Origin of the sequence: Virgibacillus halotolerans (assembly GCF_016908515.1) — a bacterium.
GTDB lineage: Bacteria > Bacillota > Bacilli > Bacillales > Amphibacillaceae > Virgibacillus_M > Virgibacillus_M halotolerans.
Genome location: NZ_JAFBEA010000013.1, coordinates 79,642 through 102,983, shown reverse-complemented (window position 1 = coordinate 102,983; position 23,342 = coordinate 79,642). Strand labels below are relative to the sequence as shown.

The 23,342-nt window shown below is 40.0% G+C and carries 20 protein-coding genes; 1 reads left to right on the top strand and 19 read right to left on the bottom strand.

The features are described 5' to 3' along the window. Nucleotides 1-21 precede the first annotated feature (21 nt). The 18 genes from JOC34_RS22075 to larC all read right to left on the bottom strand — a co-directional run bounded on the left by JOC34_RS22075 (nt 22) and on the right by larC (nt 20,449). Nucleotides 22-786 (bottom strand): MFS transporter, encoded by a 765-nt coding sequence (locus tag JOC34_RS22075; RefSeq protein WP_275577725.1) that lies wholly within the window; start codon nt 784-786, stop codon nt 22-24. A gap of 256 nt (nt 787-1,042) precedes the next feature. Next, nucleotides 1,043-2,461: an MFS transporter gene (locus JOC34_RS20585; RefSeq protein ID WP_205138676.1), complete on the bottom strand. Its 1,419-nt coding sequence runs from the start codon at nt 2,459-2,461 to the stop codon at nt 1,043-1,045. A gap of 587 nt (nt 2,462-3,048) precedes the next feature. Further along, nucleotides 3,049-4,329, bottom strand: coding sequence for a TRAP transporter large permease (locus tag JOC34_RS20580; protein WP_205138675.1), 1,281 nt, complete (start codon nt 4,327-4,329; stop codon nt 3,049-3,051). A gap of 4 nt (nt 4,330-4,333) precedes the next feature. Next, a complete protein-coding gene (locus JOC34_RS20575; RefSeq protein ID WP_205138674.1) occupies nt 4,334-4,834 on the bottom strand; it encodes a TRAP transporter small permease in 501 nt (166 codons plus the stop codon). Between the two features lie 45 nt (nt 4,835-4,879). Next, on the bottom strand, nt 4,880-5,872 hold the full coding sequence (locus JOC34_RS20570) for a TRAP transporter substrate-binding protein (protein ID WP_239544634.1): 993 nt from the start codon (nt 5,870-5,872) through the stop codon (nt 4,880-4,882). Nucleotides 5,873-6,002: 130 nt separating this feature from the next. Next, nucleotides 6,003-7,370: a hypothetical protein gene (locus JOC34_RS20565; RefSeq protein WP_205138672.1), complete on the bottom strand. Its 1,368-nt coding sequence runs from the start codon at nt 7,368-7,370 to the stop codon at nt 6,003-6,005. A gap of 78 nt (nt 7,371-7,448) precedes the next feature. Further along, the gene (gene larC2 / locus JOC34_RS20560; RefSeq protein ID WP_205138671.1) at nt 7,449-7,916 is read right to left on the bottom strand and encodes a nickel pincer cofactor biosynthesis protein LarC2; all 468 of its coding nucleotides are present in this window, start codon (nt 7,914-7,916) and stop codon (nt 7,449-7,451) included. Nucleotides 7,917-7,936: 20 nt separating this feature from the next. Further along, entirely contained in the window at nt 7,937-8,683 is a 747-nt protein-coding gene (gene larB, locus JOC34_RS20555; RefSeq protein WP_205138670.1) for a nickel pincer cofactor biosynthesis protein LarB, read from the bottom strand. A gap of 29 nt (nt 8,684-8,712) precedes the next feature. After that, complete coding sequence (locus JOC34_RS20550; protein ID WP_205138669.1) at nt 8,713-10,188, bottom strand: gluconokinase; 1,476 nt, start codon at nt 10,186-10,188, stop codon at nt 8,713-8,715. 367 nt (nt 10,189-10,555) lie between these two features. Then, a complete protein-coding gene (locus JOC34_RS20545; RefSeq protein WP_205138668.1) occupies nt 10,556-11,326 on the bottom strand; it encodes an SDR family oxidoreductase in 771 nt (256 codons plus the stop codon). 26 nt (nt 11,327-11,352) lie between these two features. Further along, a complete protein-coding gene (locus JOC34_RS20540) occupies nt 11,353-12,621 on the bottom strand; it encodes a nickel pincer cofactor-dependent isomerase, group 22 (protein WP_205138667.1) in 1,269 nt (422 codons plus the stop codon). A 388-nt stretch (nt 12,622-13,009) separates the two neighbouring features. Further along, nucleotides 13,010-13,843, bottom strand: coding sequence for an ATP-dependent sacrificial sulfur transferase LarE (larE, locus tag JOC34_RS20535; protein WP_420856185.1), 834 nt, complete (start codon nt 13,841-13,843; stop codon nt 13,010-13,012). Nucleotides 13,844-13,982: 139 nt separating this feature from the next. Beyond that, nucleotides 13,983-15,059, bottom strand: a complete 1,077-nt coding sequence (locus tag JOC34_RS20530; RefSeq protein ID WP_205138666.1) for a Gfo/Idh/MocA family protein — start codon at nt 15,057-15,059, stop codon at nt 13,983-13,985. Between the two features lie 502 nt (nt 15,060-15,561). Then, complete coding sequence (locus JOC34_RS20525; RefSeq protein ID WP_205138665.1) at nt 15,562-16,422, bottom strand: sugar phosphate isomerase/epimerase family protein; 861 nt, start codon at nt 16,420-16,422, stop codon at nt 15,562-15,564. Then, nucleotides 16,422-17,432: a Gfo/Idh/MocA family protein gene (locus tag JOC34_RS20520; protein WP_205138664.1), complete on the bottom strand. Its 1,011-nt coding sequence runs from the start codon at nt 17,430-17,432 to the stop codon at nt 16,422-16,424. Before JOC34_RS20520 ends, JOC34_RS20525 begins: the two co-directional genes overlap by 1 nt. 64 nt (nt 17,433-17,496) lie before the next feature. Beyond that, nucleotides 17,497-18,651, bottom strand: a complete 1,155-nt coding sequence (locus JOC34_RS20515; RefSeq protein ID WP_205138663.1) for a Gfo/Idh/MocA family protein — start codon at nt 18,649-18,651, stop codon at nt 17,497-17,499. Then, the gene (locus JOC34_RS20510; protein ID WP_205138662.1) at nt 18,651-19,511 is read right to left on the bottom strand and encodes an AraC family transcriptional regulator; all 861 of its coding nucleotides are present in this window, start codon (nt 19,509-19,511) and stop codon (nt 18,651-18,653) included. The genes JOC34_RS20515 and JOC34_RS20510 overlap by 1 nt, the downstream gene beginning before the upstream one ends. A 176-nt stretch (nt 19,512-19,687) precedes the next feature. Then, a complete protein-coding gene (larC, locus tag JOC34_RS20505) occupies nt 19,688-20,449 on the bottom strand; it encodes a nickel pincer cofactor biosynthesis protein LarC (RefSeq protein ID WP_205138661.1) in 762 nt (253 codons plus the stop codon). Nucleotides 20,450-20,662: 213 nt separating this feature from the next. Between larC and JOC34_RS20500 the strand changes: the two genes are divergently transcribed. Next, a complete protein-coding gene (locus JOC34_RS20500) occupies nt 20,663-21,853 on the top strand; it encodes an ROK family transcriptional regulator (protein ID WP_205138660.1) in 1,191 nt (396 codons plus the stop codon). A 49-nt stretch (nt 21,854-21,902) separates the two neighbouring features. On the opposite strand, the gene gndA is transcribed toward JOC34_RS20500, so the two are convergent. Further along, nucleotides 21,903-23,312, bottom strand: coding sequence for an NADP-dependent phosphogluconate dehydrogenase (gndA, locus tag JOC34_RS20495; protein WP_205138659.1), 1,410 nt, complete (start codon nt 23,310-23,312; stop codon nt 21,903-21,905). Between the last annotated feature and the right edge of the window lie 30 nt (nt 23,313-23,342).

Here is a 23,342-nt window from a genome sequence, read left to right as displayed (position 1 = left end):
CCATAAAAACAAGTGAAACAACTAACAACCAAATGAGGGATTTTTTTTCACAAGCCCTATCGCAGTTCTTTTAAAGTCACCCTTTTTCTTTTCTCTTTCAGATACAACAATTCGTTCCGTTGTTAACCTGACACAGCCCATGATGCATACAAGGGACAAGCATCCGAATATAACTGCCACAAGCAAAAAGCGGTTGGCGCTCGCTATATTGTTTTCAAATAAAATGAGTGGTCCACCAACATTGATAATTAACATCGCCAAAGAAGACCCCATTGTTCTCCAAGACGATAATGTTGTTCGTTCTACCGGATCATTCGTGATAACAGACGCCATCGAACCATAAGGAATGTTCACCGTCGAGTATAAAGTGCCCCATAGCATATACATGACAAACGCCCATGCGACGTAGAATCCATCTGACATTCCGGGAATTTTCACGAACATGAGCACACCTGCAATAACAAGTGGAAAAGACATGCGGAATATCCAGGGGATGAACTTTCCATTTTTGGTATTTCCCTTTGCATCAAGAAATCGCCCCCATAATACATCGACAAAGGCATTCCAAATATTCGCAACCATAAATAAGATGCCAACCATTGCAGCACTAATATGTAAAATATCCGTGTAATAAACCATTAAGTAGGAAGTTACCAATATAAAAAATAAACTGCCCCCAAAATCGCCAAATAAATAACCAAACTTGTCCCCAAAACCAAAAGGTGATACTTCTTTTGCATTGTCATTTCCATCATCCAATTGTATTTCTTCCTGGACATGACCCATTTTATATTCCTCCAGTATTTGATAAATTTACACTATTTTTAAATATTCTCTTTTAGCTTTATCCTTCACTTTTGCAATTGCTTCTAGGGTTTCCGCTAGTCCTATATCGATACTCCAATTCTACAAGTGAAATTTTACAATAATGGATGTACTCCGTACAGTAGGGGAGTATGAATAGAGATGCCTATATAAAAAAACTGCAACAAGTACTGAGCGTTCGTTGCAGTTTTTTCTATTTACATAGATATAAATAAACTTATTGGTATGTTTCCCGTTTCTCAATTAAATCAAGTTCAAGCTGCTTGGTACGTTTTTTGTTTAATGGATAAGCAAATGTAAGGAGTAGGAATACAGCTAAATAGATGGCAGATGGTACAAGTGTTGCTACCGTATAAATTCCATCCTTGACCTCTTGTGTTTGTGTTGCAACACCAGCACTATATCCTACAAAAGTAAGCGCATAACCTGTAAGCCCACCAGCAAATGCTTGTCCCATCTTTCTTGCAAATGAATAAACCGCGTATACGGTTCCGTCTTCTCGTGAACCAGTTAAATATTCCTGATAATCAATTGCATCTGTAACAAAAGCCCAAATAACCAAGTTAAATAATGCATACCCAAAAAGACCAATCGTATTGACAACTAAAAATACTGGTAGAGATATATTTGGAATCAAATAGAGTATTAGGTAGCCGGTCCCCGCTACCAGCATCCCACCTGCAGCAACTTCTTTTTTACCAAATCGCCTAACAAGCGGGGCTAACGCAGGCATTAAAAGAAATACCGCACCACTTTGAAGTAAACTAAATAGACTTAAAGCCATTGCACTTCCAAAATAATCTTTGAACAAATATACATTAATCGAACCTACAAGCATCATACCCATCAAAAATAATAACGAACAAATCAAGATAGTAATTAGTGGGATATTTTTACTAAAACCTTTTAACGTTTTCTTCAAACTAAGTTTTTCACCAGATTTCTTCTCTGGATGCTGAATACGCTCAGTAGATAAATTGACACACCCCATGTATGATACAAAAGCTAAAATACTGAATAAGACAGCCATCATCAGCATACGACTTCCAGAAAGTTCATTATCGACGAATACAATAAGTGGCGCACCAGCGCTAATGATTAAGTTCGCTGCCATACCGCCCGCTGTTCTCCATCCAGATAGTGCCGAACGGTGAACAGCGTCGCCAGAAATCACTGCGGCCATGGAACCATATGGAATGTTGACAGTTGTGTAAAGCATCCCCCATAAAATATAGGTAACATAGGCATAAGCTAAGTAAAACCCATCTCCCATACCTGGAATATGAACAAACATTAAGGCACTGGAGATGACAAGTGGTAAAGCCATTCTAAAAATCCACGGTTTAAACTTTCCCCCAGGTGTTGACTTCCTAGAATCAATAAAACGCCCCCATATAACGTCCGTAATCGCATCCCAGAACCGAGCAACTAAGAATAGCGTACCTACTGCTGCCGCACTAATACCAAATACGTCTGTATAGAATACCATTAAAAATGTACTTACAAGAATAAAAGAGAAATCGTTTCCTAAATCACCTAATAAATAACCCACTTTATCTCTCATACCAAACGGACGCACCGATGGACCTGTTTCGTTTGTCAAAGGTTCTGGTGCTTTCAATGCATTATTACTCATTTTAAACCCCTCCAAGAATAATATTTAAACGCTTACAAATGGAAAGAAAATATTTTTCTATAACTTGAATCGTTAATCTTAGTTAATTTGTTAGGTCAACAAATTAACTACCAACCTTACACTATATGAAAGTACTTTATGTTGGCATTTTACAAATTAGATTGGATGCTACAAGATCTGTTCTCCAGTAGATACACTAAATGATAGACTGCATCATACTTTGCAAAATCTGACATTGCTCCGGATTATTTGATAATGCAGTTTGTACTGTCTTCTTTGATATTTATTAATCCTCCTTCACCTTTTAAAATGATTTATTAAACTAATTATTCCGTTTACTATTACAATTAATTACCTTTAGTTAGTTTGTTTGGCAAACAGACTAACTAAACAGATTATATATGTAACCGTTTTACAAAGCAAGTAATCTTTTTGTTTTTTTGCAATTCAACTCGACAGTATTGCACCCATGCAATGCTGGATTCTACCATGTCCTAGCAAAAAAAGATTCCATACACGATCGTATATGGAATCTTTCCCTATCTGCATATATACTATATTTGCCTACAGTTCATTATTAAAATCTGCTATTGCCCCAATATATCCGGTAAAAATAACGAAATGCCCGGTATGAATGCAATGAGTAGTAATATCAAAATCATCACTCCATAAAAGGGCAGCATTCCTTTCGATGCTTTTTCAATCGATATCTTACCTATAGCTGAGCCTACAAATAGAACAGAACCCACAGGGGGGGTTACTAGTCCAACACCTAATGCAAGCATTAATACGACACCAAAATGAACTGGATCCATGCCAATACTTGTGGCAACAGGAAGCAAAATTGGTGTTAAGATCAAAATAAGTGGTGCCATATCCATTACCATTCCCAATAATAAAATGATAAAAAGAATCATTAATATCGTAACAAAGTTATTTGGTGAAAAGCCGATCATTCCATCTGCCACCATCGCAGGGACTTCTAATAATGCTAACAGCCAGCCGAACCCAGACGAAGCTCCAATCAGAAACAGGACCATCGATAACGTCCGGAATGTCCTTTTTAAAATAACACCCATGCGCGAAATACGAATATCTCTATATACAAAAAAGGTAATAATAAACGCATATAGTGTGCCTATGGCCGCTGATTCAGTAGCAGTAAATAAACCACTTAAAATACCGCCCAATATAATAACTACGGTGAATAAACCTAATACACCATCCCAAACGATCTTAGGGATATCTTCCTTCTTAATCGCTTCACCTTTCGGATAGTTTCGTTTCACTGCTATTGCGTACGTTAATACCATAATAGCTAGTCCCAAAATAAGGCCAGGGATGAGCCCACCCATGAATAGCCCACCGATCGATACACCACCGGCAGCAGTAGAGTAAATAATCATGTTATGACTCGGAGGGATCAATACCCCCTGAACAGAGCTGGTAATATTTACAGACACAGCAAAGTCCGTATGATATTTCTGCTTTTTCATCATTGGAATTAATACCGAACCTGTCGAAGAGGTATCTGCAAGTGCAGAACCAGAAATCCCTCCAAAGAGTGTACTAGACAAAACACTTACCAACGCTAGTCCACCCCTTATTTTACCAATCATGACATTGGCCAAATTGATCAATCTTCGGGAAATTCCACCTTCATTCATGATTTCTCCAGCAAGAATAAAGAATGGGATCGCCAATAAGGAAAATGAATTCAGTCCTGCTACCATTCGCTGTACAATCGCGGCTGGATCGATACCCAAGTATATCCCTGTAGCAAGCGATGCTACGGCAAGCGACAGCGCAATTGGAACCCTAAACAATAAGAGTAATAAAAAACCGCCAATTAATATAAGTATCGCCAAAGTCTCACCCCTCACTAGCATCATCGTCATACGTTTGATGCAATCCTTTTACAAATAATAATTCTATTCCATTTATTGTGATGAAAAACCCAGCAAAAGGAATCGCAGCGTATAATACACTAGACGGCACACCTAACCCAGGCAGTGTAGAATACCCCATGAGCACCATGAATTGCCATCCGTAATACATCATAATAATCCCAAATCCGATAATGATTACTTTTGCTATGTAATCAAAGACATCCTGTACTTTCTCAGGAAATCTGTTGACGATCACGCCAACACCGATATGAAGCTTTTCCTTGAAACCATATGCAATACCAAAGAAACTGACCCACACAAATAATAGGCGAGATAATTCTTCAGACCAAGCAGGTGTCACACTAAAAAATTCTCGAGAAAAGACTTGATAAATAATAATAAAGACCATTGCAACAAGTAATAACAATGATGCAATCAATAAGATTCGGTCAATTATATGCTTAAATTTCAGTAGAGCTTCCATTTTGATCCCCCTATGAGATAAGATTCACCTTAGGCAATGAACACCTTAATCACGCGTCAATTTTTCAATCCATTCATCGTATCGGTCTTCGTATTTGTCATATACAGGCTGAACCGCTTTTCGCCATGGTGTTATATCATCAATTTCTACTAATTCACTGCCAGCCTCGACGACCACCTGCTTCGCTTCCGCTGTCAATTCTGCCCATGATTCTCGTTGGACGTCAACAGATTCCAATGCGGCTTCTCTAAATGCCTCTTTATCATCGCTATTTAACGTCTTCCACATATCCTCGGAGCCCAATAATACTTCAGGAACGTCCTGATACCCGTTAACCGTAAAATATGGTGCTACATTATAATGACCGGATGTGTAATAACTGGGAAAATTATTTTCCCCGCCGTCGATGATACCTGTTTGCAATCCGGAATATACTTCCCCGTATTCCATCGGCGTTGCAGAGGCTCCCAGCGCTTCTACAATATCGATAGCCATTTCAGACGCTTGAACCCGGATCTTCATTCCTTTCATGTCCTCGGGTGTTTCAATTGGTCGGATTGTATTGTAAAAACTCCGCTCACCAGAATCATAAAAGGATAGACCTACCAAATTACTGCCCTCTAACGTATCCAATAGTTCACGCCCAACATCTCCATTCAGTATTTCCCATTTCTTTTCCTCTTCCTCAAATAAAAAAGGCATGGCAAGAACCCCTATATCATCAGAGAACTCTGTTAGCGGAATGGTATTAACTCTTGCAAAATCAACCGCTCCCAATTGTGCTAATTCAAGCACATCTTTCTCATCGCCCAGCTGTCCGCCTGAATATACTTTTATCTTATAGCGGCCATCGGTTTTCTCCTCTACTAATCTTGCAAACTCCTTGGCTCCAACTGTTGTTGGATAATCTTCCGATTGATTTTCAGCCAACACCAAAGTAGTAGTTTCATCTGAACTAGCATCAGAAGTCCCACACCCTGTTAAAATGATTGCGAATACAATCAGAAATAATAGAATAGAAAACGTTTTCCTTTTCAACATCGTTCCCCCTCACTAAATTAGAAAGCTATAACTTCAAAGCAATCATTTAATGGAAAATTAGTTTGTATAGCAAACAAACTAATTTTAATTGTAAACGGGTTCATTCGTTTAATCAAATTTTTTACTCCTATAAAAGTAAATAAGCAACAAAAGATCCAATGCCACCAAAGCATAGCGCATATGGCAAGTTCTTCAAGGTAATCCGATATGGGTTATCCCCTAGATTCATAGCTGTTATTTGCACGACTAATCCATATGTACTGACGGAAGTTGTCGCAACCGCACTGGTAACAAGCACAATTGCCAAGCTAACCGGATTCATAAACGCCAGTAAGCTTGTAATGACACCAGTCAAAATCCCAATGGTTGCAATCGGATGGATTCCGAACATACTCAGAAAAATAAATATAACCTGGATAAAAATAAAAAGGATTAATGGATAATCAGATAGAGCCAAAAGTGGCTGTTTGATAAAATCCAGATAGGTTGTACCGTTTATACTTGCTTCAAAAAAAGCTAACGAAAGAAATAAGATAATAAAATTTTGCATCGCGTTTGTCTTCGTCTTCCATGTATTCCAACCAATCACCCAAAAGCTGCGCACTCGTTTCATTATAAACGCCCAGCTGAGCGCAAATGGGAATATAAGCAATGTCACCGTGAAAATAAAGTCCAAATTAAACAGATTCCCCAGTGCGATTACGAAGGTTAAAAATAAAATAAGTGCAATTAATAAGAGAACAATCTTTTTCGTTAATGTTTTGACATCTGCATTCGACTGACGGTTCACATTTTCATAGGAATACTTTCGATAGTGAAATCTACCCCAAATAGCATCCATCATAAATGTCAGCCCTGCAATTAAAAGTAGCCAAGGCAACAAGGAAACATAATCCACTCCCGTTGTAAATATCGATACCGCCAATAGTATTTCCAATGGGCTCCATAAAAGAGCCAAGGAATAACCTCGAAGCGTCGCTGTACTAATAAAAGAATTCCGCATTTTCGTTGGAAGTGAACTTAAATTTTTGCTAAGAATGTCCTGTGATATGGTAGCAGCAGATAAGTTTAAGAAGGATGCAAACGTCAGCGTTGTAACGGAACTTCTTGGGTAAAGTTTCCCCAAGTCAGAGACATTAACCTTCAACAAATTATTCAGGCTACGATCAAATCTCCCACTTCGTACAACACTGTTCATCCATGGAAGCATAGCTAACAATGTCAATAAGGATAAATTAGATGTTACCATTGCTGGAATAGTAAGCAGGGATTGATCTGAACCTATAAATGCTACCCCCCCTATGACAACAAAAGCACTTGCCAAATACTTGAATAATCTAGAGGCGCCCATGAATGATACGCCAAACATAACAATAGAAAAAACGCCAATCACGTAATTCAATACCGTGCTTTCTATAAAAACATTGATAACATGCAGTAAAAAAACAAACGCATAGAATATATAAAGGTAGCGAAATATCGAGTGGTACTTCATCTTTTCCTCCTGTCCACTTAGCAAAAAGCCTTGAACGGTAGCGTCCAAAGCTTTACTTTTTATCGTAGTTTAGCGCTGCTAATCTAGCAGTTTCCATACATGCTCATAAACTTGTTTTAATGGAAGGTTATATTGCTTGGCAATCGCCTTACATTCCTCATATTCGGGAGCGTTTTGCAAGACTTTCCCATCTTGTATACCTTGTTTGACGGTAACAGGTCCCCAGTCCGTTTCCACTTTAATAAAGGTTCTTTCCATACGGTGGACCGTTAAAGGATAATAACGTACACCCAACGTTGTCGTTTCCTTAAATAAAATTTCTTTCATTGGTTCAATATGTTTATAGGAACAAAGTAATTGCAGTAATATTCCTGGTCGATTCTTCTTCATATAAATGGGGGTGTAATAAACATCATTCGCACCCGCTTCAAATAACACATCCATTACATAACCAAGCCATTCACCAGGCATATCATCAAGATTTACTTCCATTTTTACCATTTGTTCATCAATATGTTCGTCATTCGTAGGGGGATGGGAAATCATTAGAAAACACTCCTCTCAGCCTAGTCTGTTTTATTTGCCAGGCGATCAATTAACACCGCATTGTATGCTCCGCCAAACCCATTATCAATATTTACAACACTGATCCCCGAAGCACAGGAATTCAACATGCCCAGTAATGCGGATAGACCCTGAAAATTGGCGCCATAGCCTACACTTGTCGGAACAGCGATCACTGGATAGGAAACCAGTCCACCAACAACACTTGGAAGCGCACCTTCCATGCCGGCAACCACAACGGATGCCGTCGCGTTTTGGATTTCTTCGATGTTATCAAATAAGCGATGAATACCAGCGACACCTACATCATAAATCCGGTGAACTTCACTTCCAAGTGCCTCTGCTGTTACTGCCGCCTCTTCCGCTACCCTTAAATCAGATGTACCTGCACAAACAACAGCGATGTAGCCTTTAGCGACTTTTTGAGACATTGTGGGCTGGTGCCAATGTAGAATTTGGGCCGTATTGTGATAGATAAACTCGGGATGCTGCTTCAGAATAATATCCGCTTTATCTTGTGAGATACGAGTAACTAGCACATCGTTTTCTTTCGCCTTTATCGCTTCCATGATGGAGGTAATTTGTTCTGCTGACTTTCCTTCACCATAGATCACTTCAGGGAAGCCTTGACGCTGCTTGCGATGATGGTCTACTTTAGCAAAACCTAAGTCCTCATATGTCTCCAGCTTTTCCTTAGCTTCTGCCACACTTAAGGTACCATTCTGGACTTGCCTTAAAATATCTTCCATCCTACTTCCCCCACCTTAACCGATCGATTTTAAGTAAAATAAACAGCTAAATCTTTTGCTATCTTCTCATATTTGTCGTATATTTCCACGTATGCTGCATGATTTTGCATATTTGGCTCAATTACCTTTTCTGCTGGCATATTCTTCTTAATCGCCTCAAATGATTCCACCTTACCGATTCCAACTAAACCAGTCCATGCTGCTCCCCAGGCCGCATTATGGTGAGTATCGGAAAGATGAATTTCTTTTCCAAACACATCTGCCATGATTTGTACCCATAACGGAGACTTTGTCAGACCGCCATTTACACTTATCTTTTCAGGCTTGCCCGCTACTGCTTCCAAAGACTTTCCTATTTGATAAATATTAAATGTAATACCTTCCAGAACCGCACGGATAAGATGTTCCTTTTTATGACCGATACTTAACCCATAAAAGTTACCTTTTGCTCGTTGGTTCCATAGCGGCGCTCTTTCACCGTTTACATATGGGAGAAAAATAATACCATTTGCGCCTGCATCAACTTGTTCCGCCTCAGCAACAAACTCATCATGCGTTCCTTCAAACTCCAGCATATCTTTCAGCCATTGAAGCGCGATTCCACCGTTGTTCGTTGGACCACCTATAATGGACGTATCATCCGTAAAGGCATACGTAAATGTCTCGCACTTTTCATTTACATTTGCACCTTTCATAAACTGTCGAATTGCACCACTTGTCCCAACAGATACATTCACTTCTCCGGGAGAAATCGATCCATTTCCAAGGTTCGCTAATTGACCATCTGCCGCTCCAATCGTAAAAGGCAATTGTTCAGCTATTCCCATTTCCGCAGCGATATCCGCATCCATATGCGTTAATACTTCTGTCGGAGGAACAATGCTTGAGAGCTGTTCTCTTCTCACGCCAGCGATTTCAAGCACTTCTTCATCCCAGTCGAGCGCTTTTACATTCATTAGCCCTGTCGAAGAGGCCATGGAGTAATCAATCACACGTTGACCAAACCACTTTTGTAGGATGAATTCCTTCATTGTCATAAAATAAGCTGCTTTTTGATACGGCTCATAGTCATTTTCCTTCATCCAGCTTAACTTAACAAGTGGTGACATGGGATGGATGGGTGTACCGGTTTTCAAAAAGATGTCTTTTCCTTTTGTTTCCATGAGTTCGTCCGCTTTTTCGCTACTTCTACCGTCAGACCAAATCAACATGGGTGATAGCGGTTCATGATTTTCGTCTATACAAATAAGTGAATGCATGGCACAAGAAATCCCCACTGTGAGTAGTTCATCTTGCTTCGCGTTAGCTTTTTCAACAACTTCCTTGATCACCTTCACGGATGAACGTTCAACTTCTTTTGGGTTCTGCTCCGCCCACTCCGGTTGCGGGTAATACGTCGTGATCATATCTTCTGCCTCAGCAATGAGCTTTCCTGTTATATCAAAAACAACCGCTTTAACACTCGTTGTTCCTATATCAAGTCCGATAACCAATTCTCTTAACATAACTACCTCTTCCTTTACATCTTGTTAGAAAAGGCTCTGGAGATAAAAACCCCAAAGCCTTGCCTGAACCTGGTTTTCTTTTCACTAATTTGAAAAAAACAAGAATATCACTTGGTTCTTATGGATCCCCTATCAAGTAGGACGCCCGCTCCAGGTAGTCGCTGAGACCCCGCAAGAAAAGTGAGTTTCTTTTCTGAGTAGGCTCAAGTAGCAAGCCTGCGGAAAGCGTAATAGATTTCTGTAGCGCAGGGCTAAGTGACGTCCTTCGTCTATACTTTCTTTACTAGTTAAAAAGCACCTTATTGGATATCAGTATAAGCGTGACTAAGGTTCAGGTGGTAAGAACGCCACCTGAACCAAGTCTTCTTTAGATTGTCATACTGCCGAATCCACCATCTACACGAAGGAGGGAGCCAGTTACAAAGCCGGATGCTTTATCGGAAGCAAGATATACCGCTGCACCTTGTAATTCTTCGGGCTCACCAAAACGATTCATTGGTGTGTGGTTCATGATCGATTCAATGCGATCTTCACTTAAAATTTTGCGGTTTTGCTCTGCAGGGAAGAATCCCGGAATGATTGCATTAACCCGAATACCATTTGGAGCAAATTCTCTAGCCAAAAACTGCGTTACGCTATTTACGCCCGCTTTTGAAGCAGAATACGTAAATACTTTAGATAATGGTGTGGTTGATGAAACAGATGAAATATTAATGATACTACCTTTCCGTCCTTGGTCGATCATCTTTTTCGCAAAAACTTGGGTAGTAAATACCAAGCCTTTTAAATTCACATCCATAATGTCATCCCACTCTTCCATGTCCAAATCCATGAATGGTGTGGAACTGTTTTTACCAGGCGCATTAAGGACAATATCCCAGCCACCTGACCATGCTTCAATTTCTTTAGCTAAGTTTTCAATGGAGTCCAATGAGCTAACGTCAGCCTGAAATGACTTCGCAACGCCACCATCTGCTTCAATCGCCTTGGTTACTTCTTCCGCCTTATCCATATTACGACCAACGATTGCCAGCTGTGCACCTTGAGCTGCTAATCCTTTTGCAATTGATCCGCCAAGTACACTGTTACCACCAATTGCTACTGCTGTTTTCCCTGTTAAATCAAATAAATTACTCATCTCGTATTTCCCCCTTAAATAAATAGTTAAGCTAAATTACCTGCTTCATTGTAGTTCAAGTCATATAAATCTGACGTTTGTTCCAAATTCGGATGTTCTTTTACGTGATCAAGTAATGCTTCTGATACTTCAATCTCACTTAATTCTAATGTGTTTTTAATTCGCACCATTTTCACTTGGGTGAAGTCTAAAATATTACATGTTTTGATCGCGGCTTGAATGGCCTGCTGATCGTTTGGCAATGTGGTTGAGATGTGCGTTGGACCAACTACGGTTGATGTTAGTCCATTCGCATAAGTTGCTTCCCGGTCCATTTTATCGACAAGACGCTGGGTAGTGAAATCTGCTGTACCCACACCATTTGCATTTCCTTCCGTCTCTGGTGTCAAATCCAGAACAGCCATTTTCGTTACATCCGGCCCGCCGTGGGCATATGGTGTTGGATAGCGTCCGGTAATATTCGGATCCATACCATCTCCACTAATATTTTTACCGATTTCATCCAAAATGAGTACATCAATCTGATCAAAATGAAGCTTCGGCAATAAGTCTTTGGATAGCTGTTGCAACTTAATTTCCTTTTCTTCAATTTCTTCAGGTGCTAGTACTGCTATTTCTGCAACTTTATCAAATGCGTTCTCAACAGTTCCCACTGCAAACAGAATTGGCATTTTAGACATGATCATCTTCGCCATTGCAGGTACATGCTCCGCCATATGCTTAAATCCTAGCTGATGACATGCTTCTGCACCTTTTTGTTTACCAAGCCCAATACTGATCATTTTCATGATGCCACTTTCAACCGGTCCACGGAAAGCTGTATGTGGTTTTACACGGTTAATGACAACGATGCCATCAGCCTGTGAAGCTATTTTATCTACATAAACGGGCAGCCCATTTGGTAATTCTCCAACTTTCACGACTTCCATCGAGGAACGAATTTCCGCATGAACACTTTCTTCTGTAACACCCAAATGCTCCAGGACAGCCTTTTGCCCTTCACCTGTAGCTCCACCATGGCTTCCCATACATGGAACAATAAACGGCTTAGCGCCTAAGTCCTGTAAAAATTTAACCGTTACAGCGGTTGTCTCGACTAGACGATCCAGCCCTCTACTTCCAACTGCGACTGCAATTTCCATGCCTGGTTTAACTGTCTCTTTGATATATTCCTTTTCTAATTCAGCTTGTAAAGCAGCGCTTAGATCATCCACTTGTGTTGCATCGAATACCTGCCTCACTTTTGCCATCTTCGGTACTGGAATATCTTTTAGCAATTCCTGAAGAATGCCCATATCGCATTCACTCCGCTTCTATAATTTTTTATGCAGTGAAGAAAGTATAACTACTTTCTTACTGCATAAGTGCAACGAAGGCACTCGCCATTAAAGGCTTGGCGAATGCCAAGTTTTCTAATTAATTCTTTATATATTTCCCTTTTCATTGCTTTTTCACACTACCCTACATAAGTAAGCGTAGCTAATGGTGTAATCCCTTTCAAATACCTATATAACAGGACCTTTTTATTTAGTTTAGTAACCAAACAAATTATTCATTATTAGAATATCATTCGATCAAACTTCCGTCAAACATTATACTTCATTTCAATGATAGAAAAGGACTGCCCAAAATATTGTGTCTGGACAGTCCTTTGCATTATATTATCTTTACAGTATTGGACGCTTAACCAACTTCTGTTTCTAATGTTTCACTCGGCAATACTTCATTCATACTACCCGTGCGATAACCGCGTAAGTCTAAGCTGACATAGGTAAAACCAAGTGAAGTAAGCTTCATTTGAACTTTATCATGTTGTTTCAATAATTCCGGCATGTCCTCAGGGGTAACTTCCACACGTGCCACTTCCCCATGATGACGAACACGCACCATCTTAAATCCAAGGTTCATGATGAAGCGTTCTGCCTGATCTACTTGTTCAATTTTATACTTATCCAATTTGGTTCCATAAGGAATTCTGGAAGCCAAGCTACATGACGCAGGTTTATCCCAGACCGGAACGCCAAGTTCTTTGGTAAGAGCACGAACTTCTTGTTTGTATAATCCAGCTTCCTGGAGCACACTACGGGCACCTTCTTCTGTTCTTGCTTGGAGACCTGGTCTGAAATCATCTAGATCATCCATGATCATGCCATCCAGCACGTAATCATATCCCAGCTCTTTTGCCAATTGATTCAAATGAGAATAGAGCAGTTTCTTACTGTAGTACCAGCTATCTGGGTTATTCGCTGCGATCCCGGCATCTTCCAATTCTTTAATCTCTGTTTTCAGAACACGAATGCCCATTTCTTCCGCAAGTTTTACTGCCTTGTCAAACTCTTCTTGACGGAATAATTCTGATGCAACAACAACTGCCAACACCTGGTCTCCCAGCTCCTGTTGTGCACGTCTCAATACCAGTGTACTATCAACACCACCGGAAAAGGCAACCATCACGCGACCCATATCGGAAAGAATCTCTCCTAGTTGATGATCTTTTTCAACCATTGTTTTACTCATGCCTCTCGCCTCACTTTATATTTTTTCTCTTCTAAAAGAGATTAAATTTTTCGGTCTCTAAAACAGTTAATTCTCTAGCATTATATGACTCTCTATATCTAGATTACTGTCCGAATTTGTAACTGTCAACTTAAATCTTTCAGTCGGTTACCACGATTGCCTGCTCTTGTGCTTGTAAACACAGTTCTGCAGCTTTAAAGGCGTGGGCTTGTGTCATTGCATATTCTGTACGGTTTATACAATCTTTGATGAATGCACCAAAGAACGGAAAGCCTACTTTTCCAGATAGCTCGTAATGCTTCTCGCCACCTTTATTCACCAGATATAAATGATCCCCGGTATCTGTTTCACTTGCCACATCCACATATTTGCGAATTTCAATGGTTCCTTCTGTTCCAGTAATGAAAGTACGACCGTCCCCCCATGTGCGCAATCCATCCGGTGTAAACCAATCCACCTTGAAGATTTGTGTTGCTCCATTGTCCCCACGTAATGTCGCATCACCATAATCCTCCAATTCTGGATGAGCTGGGTTATTATAATTTCCTACTTTACTATGTAGGATTTCCGCATCCTCACAGCCAGCATAATATAAAAACTGTTCAATTTGATGACTGCCAATATCACACAAAATACCACCATATTGCGCTTTATTGAAAAACCAATCCGGGCGACTTGGAGCATTCAGGCGATGGGGTCCAAAACCGGTTACTTGGATCACCTTTCCGATTGCACCCTCTTCAATCAACTCACCTGCAAAAACAGCGCCTTCAACATGTAGACGTTCACTGAAGTAGACCATATACTTTTGCCCTGTCTTTTCTACAACACGTTTCGTCTCTTCTAATTGTGCCATCGTCGTAAATGGCGTTTTATCTGTAAAATAATCTTTTCCAGCTTCCATTACTTTATTGCCAAGCGCACTTCGATCTGATGGTATAGCTGCCGCTGCCACTAGTTTAATAGCCTGATCATTCAAGATTTGTTCTAAAGAATCCGCGACCTTAACTTCAGGGAATGTTTTAACAAACTCCGCGACCTTTTCCTCATCCGGATCGTAAACCCACTTCAATGTGGCACCCGCCTCCAGTAAACCATTACACATCCCATAAATATGGCCATGATCCAATGCCGCTGCAGCGATTGGGAACTCCCCCTCCTTAACAACCGGATTCGGTTTCCCTTTCGGTGCATAATTCATTCCATCCTTACCCATCTATCATCACTTCCCTTTAAATTTTGCTCTTTTAATTTGGCTTTTTCCACATCATTTATTGCTAACATCACCACAGTTGATACAAACCGCGACATTACCTATCGCTTCGGAAATACACTACGCTTTCCGCGGGCTCGCGCTGAGCCTCCTCGCAAAAAACGCTGCGGGGTCTCATCGTCTTCGCATTCCCGCAGGAGTCTACGTGTATTTTCTGCGCTGATATTGTGTTTTGTAACTTCATCACATTAATTACTTAAATATATCAAAACATTAGCTATCTACTTTTATGATGGTTGATTGGAGCGGAGGGCAGTCGACTCCAGCGGGAAAAGCAACAGCTGAAAATCCCGCAGGAAGCGGTTTTTGCTTCCGAGGAAGTTGAAGCGTTGCCCGCGGAAAGCGACTGCCTGCAGCGGAAATCAACATACCTTACATCGCAGTTTATAGAAACCCTTGTATGAAACAACATTCTTTTAGAAATTAGCCTGCATTTTTCATCCTATTAAAACCAGTCCGCATATCCTAATTCTCTTAAGTTATCTGCTGATATTTTCAAGCAATCGAATGGATCACGTCCGTACGTATCATCTTGTTCAATTAAGAAATATTGTACACCGCTATCAAGCCCTGCTTCAATGATCGCCTTCATATCAAGATTTCCTTCACCAACCTCAGCAAACTCGATTAAGTTCGTGAATTTCTCAAAAAATGTACCCATATCTTTTAAATCATCCGCTGTCACATCCAATTTACCAATCCGATAATCTTTCAAGTGTAATAGGGAAATGCGCCCTTTATATTCTTTGACAAATTCAACCGGATCGACGCCGGCCCGCTGAATCCAATGTACATCCAGTTCAAAGCCAAGCTTAGACGTATTGTTTTTAATCATGTCTAATAAATACTCACCATCAAATTTTTGAAATTCGATATGGTGTGTATGATAATATAATTCAATTCCTTCACCAGCCAGCTTTTCAGCCATTGCCTCTGCTCTTTCGATAAATGCCATAATTTGATCCTTATCACCCATCACATTTAATGGAAGCATGCCAATACGCAAAAAGTTACAATCGAGTGTTTTACAATCGTTGACAATTTTATCAAAATCATCTGTTAGCGTTTCCCCAGGTGCGCCCGGCATCATCGGCTCTAGAGGAGCTGACATCGCTGCGATTTTAATGTCGAAGTCTTTGCTTGCCCGTTTCAATTCTCCAACATTTTCTTCCGTCATCGGAATTTGTGATACTTCCACTGCACCATAACCAAGTTCAGATAGTTTTTTCATTGTTTCATAAGCACCAAGCTCTTCCACTTTCCCTTTAAGCATCATCATTTGAACGCCGATTTTTCCTTTTTTCATTATTGATATACCTCCATGTTTATTTCTTGTTTAATTTCTGAAGATCTGCGAATCGCACTAATCATTTCCATGGATGTCTGCGCATCCTTCACATGGATATAGTCTTGAGAGTCATTTTCGATACAGGTATAGAAATGATTGATTAATTTAGCATGGCTGGCCCCGTAATAAAACTTCGACCCAGGAAGTTTTTTATCTTCAATGATTTCTTCTTTTTTCCCGTGTTCATTTGCCTTTGTTAGGATACTGTCTTTAATCGTTAGTTTCCCTTTTTCTAAAATAACCTGCAATTCGACACTGGAATTTCCTGCGTTTGTATTTGTCGCAAAAAATAACCCCGTCGAACCATTACTAAATTGAATATTGGCCACTGCTGTGTCTTCCACGTCATAACCATAATCAAATAAATTGTCGACAGACCCTCTAATCGTGTTAATTTCACCACCAAGTAACTGCATTAAATCGAGCGTGTGTATCGCCTGATTAATCATGACACCGCCGCCGGCATACTTCATTTGGCCCCTCCATGGTTTCACATCATAATAGGCTTTCGGGCGAAACCAAGTAACCAATCCTTTTAAACCGGTGACTTTCCCATATTTTCCACTTGCCACGATTTCCTGTAGCTTTTCAAATGTTTCATTGAAACGATTTTGGAAAGAGACGCAAATCTTAATATCCTTGTTTGCTTCCTCCAAATCTACTAAGGACATACCTTCTTCCGCATTACGTGCCAATGGCTTTTCCTGAAATACGTGTACACCTTTTTCCACACAAGCTTTCGTTGCCTGATAATGGAGGTGATGCGGCAAACAAACATGGACACAATCCAACTTTTCCTGTTTAAGCATTACTTCATAATCGGAATAAAAGTTAACACCTGGAACCGTATCTTTTAACGTTTCGTCAATATCGCACACGGCGGTCAACACTGCATTAGGATTGGCTTGAATCGCTGGTATATGAATTTTTGAAATATCTCCAAGCCCAATAATGGCTATTCTAAGCATAAGCCCGTTCCCCCTTGAAAACTAACCCATAGCCAAGCAGGCAATGAGTTAGTTCGATAGATTATTATTTTTGATTGACCTTTTCCTCTTCTATCTTTTTGTTTAATTCTGCCAGGTAAACATCTTCATCCACGGGAAGTTCTACTTCCTTACCTAACCAGCTTGATAGATGAATAGCGTTTGCTAATGCAACCCCATTGATGCCATCACTGCCAGGTGCGAGTAGCGGCGTGCCATCTAAAACATTGGCAGCAAAGTTTTCCATTACTGCGGTATGTTGTCCGCCCCAAACACTTTCAAATTCCAGTACTTCTTCACTGTACACTTCTGACAGATCTCCACCCATGAAGAGCTTCGTAACATCTGCCCAAGCCATGGTGTCGCTCATTTCCTTCTCTGATTTATAAAGGCGCTTGATTGTTACTTTCTTACTGTCGTCCACCACGATTTTCCCTTTATCACCAAGGATTTCGAAGCGGTCTGTCCCCATGATGTCATGTGTACAAGTAATAAATACACCCGTTGCCCCATTGCCATAGTCAAGCAATGTCGTTACTTCATCTTCCACTGCAATATCTCTTTGATAACCGTATTTCACATTCGAATACACCTTTTTAGGTACACCGCAAATCCATTGAAGTAGGTCCAATTGGTGTGGGGCCTGGTTAACAAGCACACCGCCACCTTCACCTTCCCATGTTGCTCTCCATGCACTTTGGTCATAATAGCCTTGTGGTCTCCACCATGTCGTAATAATCCAATTCGTTCGGCGAATATTACCGATTTCGCCATTATCAATAACTTCCTTCACCTTTTGGTATAGTTCGTTTGTTCTTTGGTTGAACATAATGCCAAACGTTAATTCTGGTTTGGTAGCAGCAAATTCGTTTAGCTCTTTTACTTGCTTCGTATAAACACCTGCTGGCTTTTCAACCAATGCATGGATATCTCTTTTTAGTGATTCAATACCCATTTCGGGATGCAAGTAATGCGGCACACAAGTTACAATCGCATCAACATCGCCGCTTTCCAGCATATCGATATAGTTATCATAAAATGGAACGTCTGGATACTTTTCTTTTGCTACTGCTTTTTTCTCTGGATCGGTATCACAAATTGCACCAATTTCCATGTTCTTTACTCTTCCCTCTGCAATAAAGCCTGCATATGCGCCACCTTGCGCACCCAAACCTATAATTCCCAATCTCACTTTTTTCATCATACATTCTCCTTACTATATATTTGTTGACGTAACCTGCGATATTCTCTAGCCGTTACGCCTACTTTTTCACGAAAATAACGACTAAAATGGGAAACGCTTTCGAATCCGCTTTCATTCGCAATATCCTTTAATGCTTTATCCGGTTCCATTTCAAGTAAATATTTCACCTGGGTTAGCCGGTATCCCATGACATACTCCATTACTGTAAACCCTGTCATTTCCTTAAATAAATGGGAAACGTAAGATTTACTTAGATTAAGCCCTTCGGCAATGGAATCCACTGTTAATTTACGCATATAATTTGATTGGATATATGCAACAACGTCCTCCGCATACGCAGCCTTCTCCGGCTTCTCATCCGGAATTTTCCTCGAATCCATTTCCCCGAGCCGGTTCACACTAATTAACACTTGCAGTAATAATACCTTCATTTCTGTCTCCGATTGAAGATCCTGTCTTTTTCCAGCTTGTTGCAATTCTGACAGACGGCATATGGTTCTTTCCAATTCCTTGGACTCCTCATTTTCCTTGGTACGGATCAAGCAATGCTGTAGTTTTTTAAAGGCATCTAATAAATACATACTGTTTAATTCTGTTAACACGCCTTTAATCCACTGTGGAGAAAAATGAACGACACTGCGAACATATTCACTATTTGGATTCACATTCGGTTTATGGAGTGTCATCCCATCCATTAACAAAATATCACCAGGCTCCAAATCGTAAATTTGATTATGAATCAAATATCGACATGATCCAGCATGAAAAAAATATATTTCATATTCCTGATGTGAGTGATAGTCAAATGTTTCTGTAATCCCATGCATTCGGTACATTGCCAGGATGGATTGATTCAAAATTATCACTCCCTTTAGCGTACCCATCTATTAGTATATAACAAAAAAAGCGTAAAAACATTGCCTAGAACTGTCTAAATTACCGAATAAATTATCTAGGAATGCTTTTTAAAAAGCATTCCTAGATAATTTTAGGATAAACGTTTGGTTTGCCTGCGGGTGTTTAATAGAATCGATTATTCTCCAATAATTACACGAAGTACATTCGGATGATCTTGAAAGGTCTTCGTTCCAGCGCCATAACCAATCGCATCTACTTTCATCGCTGGCAAGGTACAAAATTCATCTGCAAGTACCGCTGCAATCGCCGCACCAGTTGGCGTCGTCAACTCTGCCTTTAATTCGCTTGCAGCAATGGGTACGCCAAGTAAAATTTCTAATGTGGCCGGTGCTGGAATCGGATATACACCATGATCGATATGAATCCTTCCTGATCCAACTGGGACATGCGCCGATTTAATCACATCTATCTCCATTTGTTGTATCAATATTGCTGTCCCGACGATGTCTATAATAGAATCCACTGCGCCTACCTCATGAAAATGAACCGATTCAAGTGGCATGCCATGAATTTTACCTTCTGCTTCTCCTATTTTTTTAAAGATTTTTAAAGACATATTCGTTACTTCATCAGAAAAACCAGCCGCTTCTATCAATTTCACAATATCCTTATACGACCGATGACCGTGGTGATGGTGTTGGCCATGTGAATGATGATGTTCGTGATGATGATCTGCTTCCGCTAGCACCACATCGAATTTTGTCCCCGTAATTCCGTTCTTCACAACTTTATTCCATTTTAATTCATATTCGCTATCCATATGTAGTTTTTTCAATTCTTCTTCTAAATGGGATGGATCCCCTCCAGCATCAAGCAGCGCACCAATCGTCATGTCTCCACTCATTCCTGAAAAACAATCAAAGTATAGGGTTTTCATTTCAATCACTCCTTTTTATTATTGTATCGTGTCATCATCGTTAAACTATGATATATTATAATAAGCATCAATGTAAACGCTTTATAAAGCCTTTCAATTAGAAAATACTCGATTACCTTTTTATTTTACTATTTTATTTGTTCAACAGACAAATTAAAAGGTAGAAATCACATCGTTCTACGCAAAAATGTTTCACAACAAGGGGGATTTTGTATGGTTACAGGTGATGGTGCCTACATTAAAAAAATTAATAGAAGTGTCATTTTAAAAAACATCATCGAACATGGCAGAATATCGCGCGCAGATCTTTCAAAAATTACGGGTCTCAATAAAGCAACGATTTCTGTACAGGTTGCCAGTTTATTAGATGACGAACTCATTTACGAAACACAGCTCGAACACAACACAGTCGGTAGAAGACCCATTATGCTTTCCATCAACGGCCCGGCCGGCTACGTATTGGGAATCGATCTTGACTATAATCAGATTCAATATACCGTTTCTGATTTACAAGGAAACCCTGTTCAATCTGATACGATTCAACTCGAAACAGACGATTATGATACGATCGTGCGGCAATTAATTGAACAAATAAAGCATTATAGTGCACAATATGTCAACAGCCGTTACGGTCTGATTAGCGTAATGATCGGCATCCACGGTACAGTCAATAAAGATGAAAGCATTTTATTTGTTCCTAAATTTCAATGGCGTCAAAAAGCGTTAAAGGCAACACTCCAAAAGGAATTAAGTATCCCCATTTCCATTGAAAACAATGCGAATCTTTCGGCCTATGCAGAAAGCGTATATAAACATCAAAAAAACAGTAACCTGCTAAATCTCAATATCTCTTCAGGTATTGGCGCAGGCATCATGATTGACGGCAAACTCCACAAAGGATATCACGGCTATGCCGGCGAAATGGGACATATGATTATCTTTCCAGATGGTGATCGCTGTAAATGTGGTAACCAGGGATGCTGGGAACTGTATGCCTCGGAACCAAGCTTCTTTGCACAATTGGAAAAGGAACAGGGTAAGTCTAATATAAAATTTGACGATGTACAAAAATGGATCGATACCCAGGATCCTGTCACGTACAAAGTACTGAATCAATTTATAAAACACATATCCATCGGGCTAAATAATATTATTAATTTGTATAATCCGGAAACCTTGGTTATCAACAGTAGGGTATTGCGGATGTATCCAAATGTAATTGACCAAATCAAAAGTAACCTGCATTCATCCATGAGTCAGTATCAGGAAATCGTTATCTCTAACCTTGGAAACAAAGCCTGTGTGATGGGTGCTTGTGCGCTTTCCATTAAACGCTTTTTACAAGTACCGGAACTGATATTAACATACGCCAATGCGGTTGAATTGCAGGCAGCGCAATTTTAATTTTTTAAAAGAAATCCCCCGTTTTATTGAACAGGGGATTTCTTTATGTTTAGAACCAATTTGTATGGAATGTACCCGCTTTGTCTTTTCGTTCATACGTGTGCGCACCAAAGTAGTCACGTTGCGCCTGTAATAGGTTAGCTGGTAAATCCGCCGTACGATAGCTATCATAGTAAGCTATTGCACTCGAGAATGCTGGCACTGCAATTCCTTGTTTAATTGCTACGGAAACGACTTCACGCAATGCGGATTGATATCCTTCAACAATTTCCTTGAAGTAAGGATCCAGTAATAAATTCGCTAAGCCTGGTTCACGATCATAAGCATCTTTAATTTTTTGTAGGAATCTTGCGCGAATAATACATCCACCACGCCAAATCATCGAAATATCCCCGTATTGCAGATTCCAATCATTTTCTTCGGATTGGGCACGCATTTGAGCAAATCCTTGTGCATAAGAACAGATTTTACTCATGTACAATGCCTTACGTACGGCTTCAATTAGTTCCTCTTTATTGCCTTCGTATTTGTTTACACCTGGTCCGCTCAATACCTTACTGGCTTTCACGCGTTCTTCCTTCATTGCAGAGATACAACGTGCAAACACAGACTCCGTGATCAATGGAAGTGGAACACCAAGGTCAAGCGCATTTTTACTTGTCCATTTTCCAGTACCTTTTTGACCTGCTTTATCCAAGACAAGTTCTACAAGTGGTTTCCCAGTTTCTTCATCCACTTTTGTAAATATGTCCGCTGTAATTTCAATTAAATAACTATCTAATTCGCCTTTATTCCATTCTGAAAATACTTCATGAAGTTCTTGCGCTTCTAATCCAAGTACTTGTTGCAAGATGAAATAGGCCTCAGAGATTAACTGCATATCCCCATACTCAATACCGTTATGAACCATCTTCACATAATGCCCTGCACCACCTGGTCCAATATATGTGCTACATGATTCACCGTCTACTTTTGCTGCAATCGCATCAAAGATTGGTGCGACAAGATCATACGCCTCTTTCTGTCCACCAGGCATAATCGAAGGACCATTCAACGCGCCTTCTTCTCCACCGGATACACCAGTACCAATAAAATGGATGCCTGTTTTCTCCAGTTCTTTATTACGACGGATGGTATCTTCAAATAATGTATTCCCACCATCAATTAGAATATCACCTTTGGCAAGGTAAGGTTGCAAGGACTCGATTGTTGCATCTGTTGCCGGTCCTGCTTTCACCATGAGTAAAATTTTACGTGGCTTTTCCAAAGAATTAACGAATTCTTCGATACTTTTTGCACCAACAAAGTTTTTACCTTTGGCCTCTTCCGCCAAGAAAGCGTCTGTTTTTTCCGGAGAGCGATTATATACAGAAACAGAATATCCTCTGCTTTCAATATTTAATGCCAAGTTTTTACCCATTACTGCTAAACCAATTACACCTATTTGTTGTTTTGACATGTTCATTTCCTTTCTTGTAAAAAAGTAATT

What these genes read in the sequence shown, in the direction of transcription:
- JOC34_RS22075 (WP_275577725.1), bottom strand. Translation starts at nt 786, where the DNA reads ATGGGTCATGTCCAGGAAGAAATACAATTGGATGATGGAAATGACAAT.
- JOC34_RS20585 (WP_205138676.1), bottom strand. Translation starts at nt 2,461, where the DNA reads ATGAGTAATAATGCATTGAAAGCACCAGAACCTTTGACAAACGAAACA.
- JOC34_RS20575 (WP_205138674.1), bottom strand. Translation starts at nt 4,834, where the DNA reads ATGGAAGCTCTACTGAAATTTAAGCATATAATTGACCGAATCTTATTG.
- JOC34_RS20565 (WP_205138672.1), bottom strand. Translation starts at nt 7,370, where the DNA reads ATGAAGTACCACTCGATATTTCGCTACCTTTATATATTCTATGCGTTT.
- larC2 (WP_205138671.1), bottom strand. Translation starts at nt 7,916, where the DNA reads ATGATTTCCCATCCCCCTACGAATGACGAACATATTGATGAACAAATG.
- larB (WP_205138670.1), bottom strand. Translation starts at nt 8,683, where the DNA reads ATGGAAGATATTTTAAGGCAAGTCCAGAATGGTACCTTAAGTGTGGCA.
- JOC34_RS20550 (WP_205138669.1), bottom strand. Translation starts at nt 10,188, where the DNA reads ATGTTAAGAGAATTGGTTATCGGACTTGATATAGGAACAACGAGTGTT.
- JOC34_RS20545 (WP_205138668.1), bottom strand. Translation starts at nt 11,326, where the DNA reads ATGAGTAATTTATTTGATTTAACAGGGAAAACAGCAGTAGCAATTGGT.
- JOC34_RS20540 (WP_205138667.1), bottom strand. Translation starts at nt 12,621, where the DNA reads ATGGGCATTCTTCAGGAATTGCTAAAAGATATTCCAGTACCGAAGATG.
- larE (WP_420856185.1), bottom strand. Translation starts at nt 13,843, where the DNA reads ATGAGTAAAACAATGGTTGAAAAAGATCATCAACTAGGAGAGATTCTT.
- JOC34_RS20530 (WP_205138666.1), bottom strand. Translation starts at nt 15,059, where the DNA reads ATGGGTAAGGATGGAATGAATTATGCACCGAAAGGGAAACCGAATCCG.
- JOC34_RS20525 (WP_205138665.1), bottom strand. Translation starts at nt 16,422, where the DNA reads ATGAAAAAAGGAAAAATCGGCGTTCAAATGATGATGCTTAAAGGGAAA.
- JOC34_RS20520 (WP_205138664.1), bottom strand. Translation starts at nt 17,432, where the DNA reads ATGCTTAGAATAGCCATTATTGGGCTTGGAGATATTTCAAAAATTCAT.
- JOC34_RS20515 (WP_205138663.1), bottom strand. Translation starts at nt 18,651, where the DNA reads ATGAAAAAAGTGAGATTGGGAATTATAGGTTTGGGTGCGCAAGGTGGC.
- larC (WP_205138661.1), bottom strand. Translation starts at nt 20,449, where the DNA reads ATGAAAACCCTATACTTTGATTGTTTTTCAGGAATGAGTGGAGACATG.
- JOC34_RS20500 (WP_205138660.1), top strand. Translation starts at nt 20,663, where the DNA reads ATGGTTACAGGTGATGGTGCCTACATTAAAAAAATTAATAGAAGTGTC.
- gndA (WP_205138659.1), bottom strand. Translation starts at nt 23,312, where the DNA reads ATGTCAAAACAACAAATAGGTGTAATTGGTTTAGCAGTAATGGGTAAA.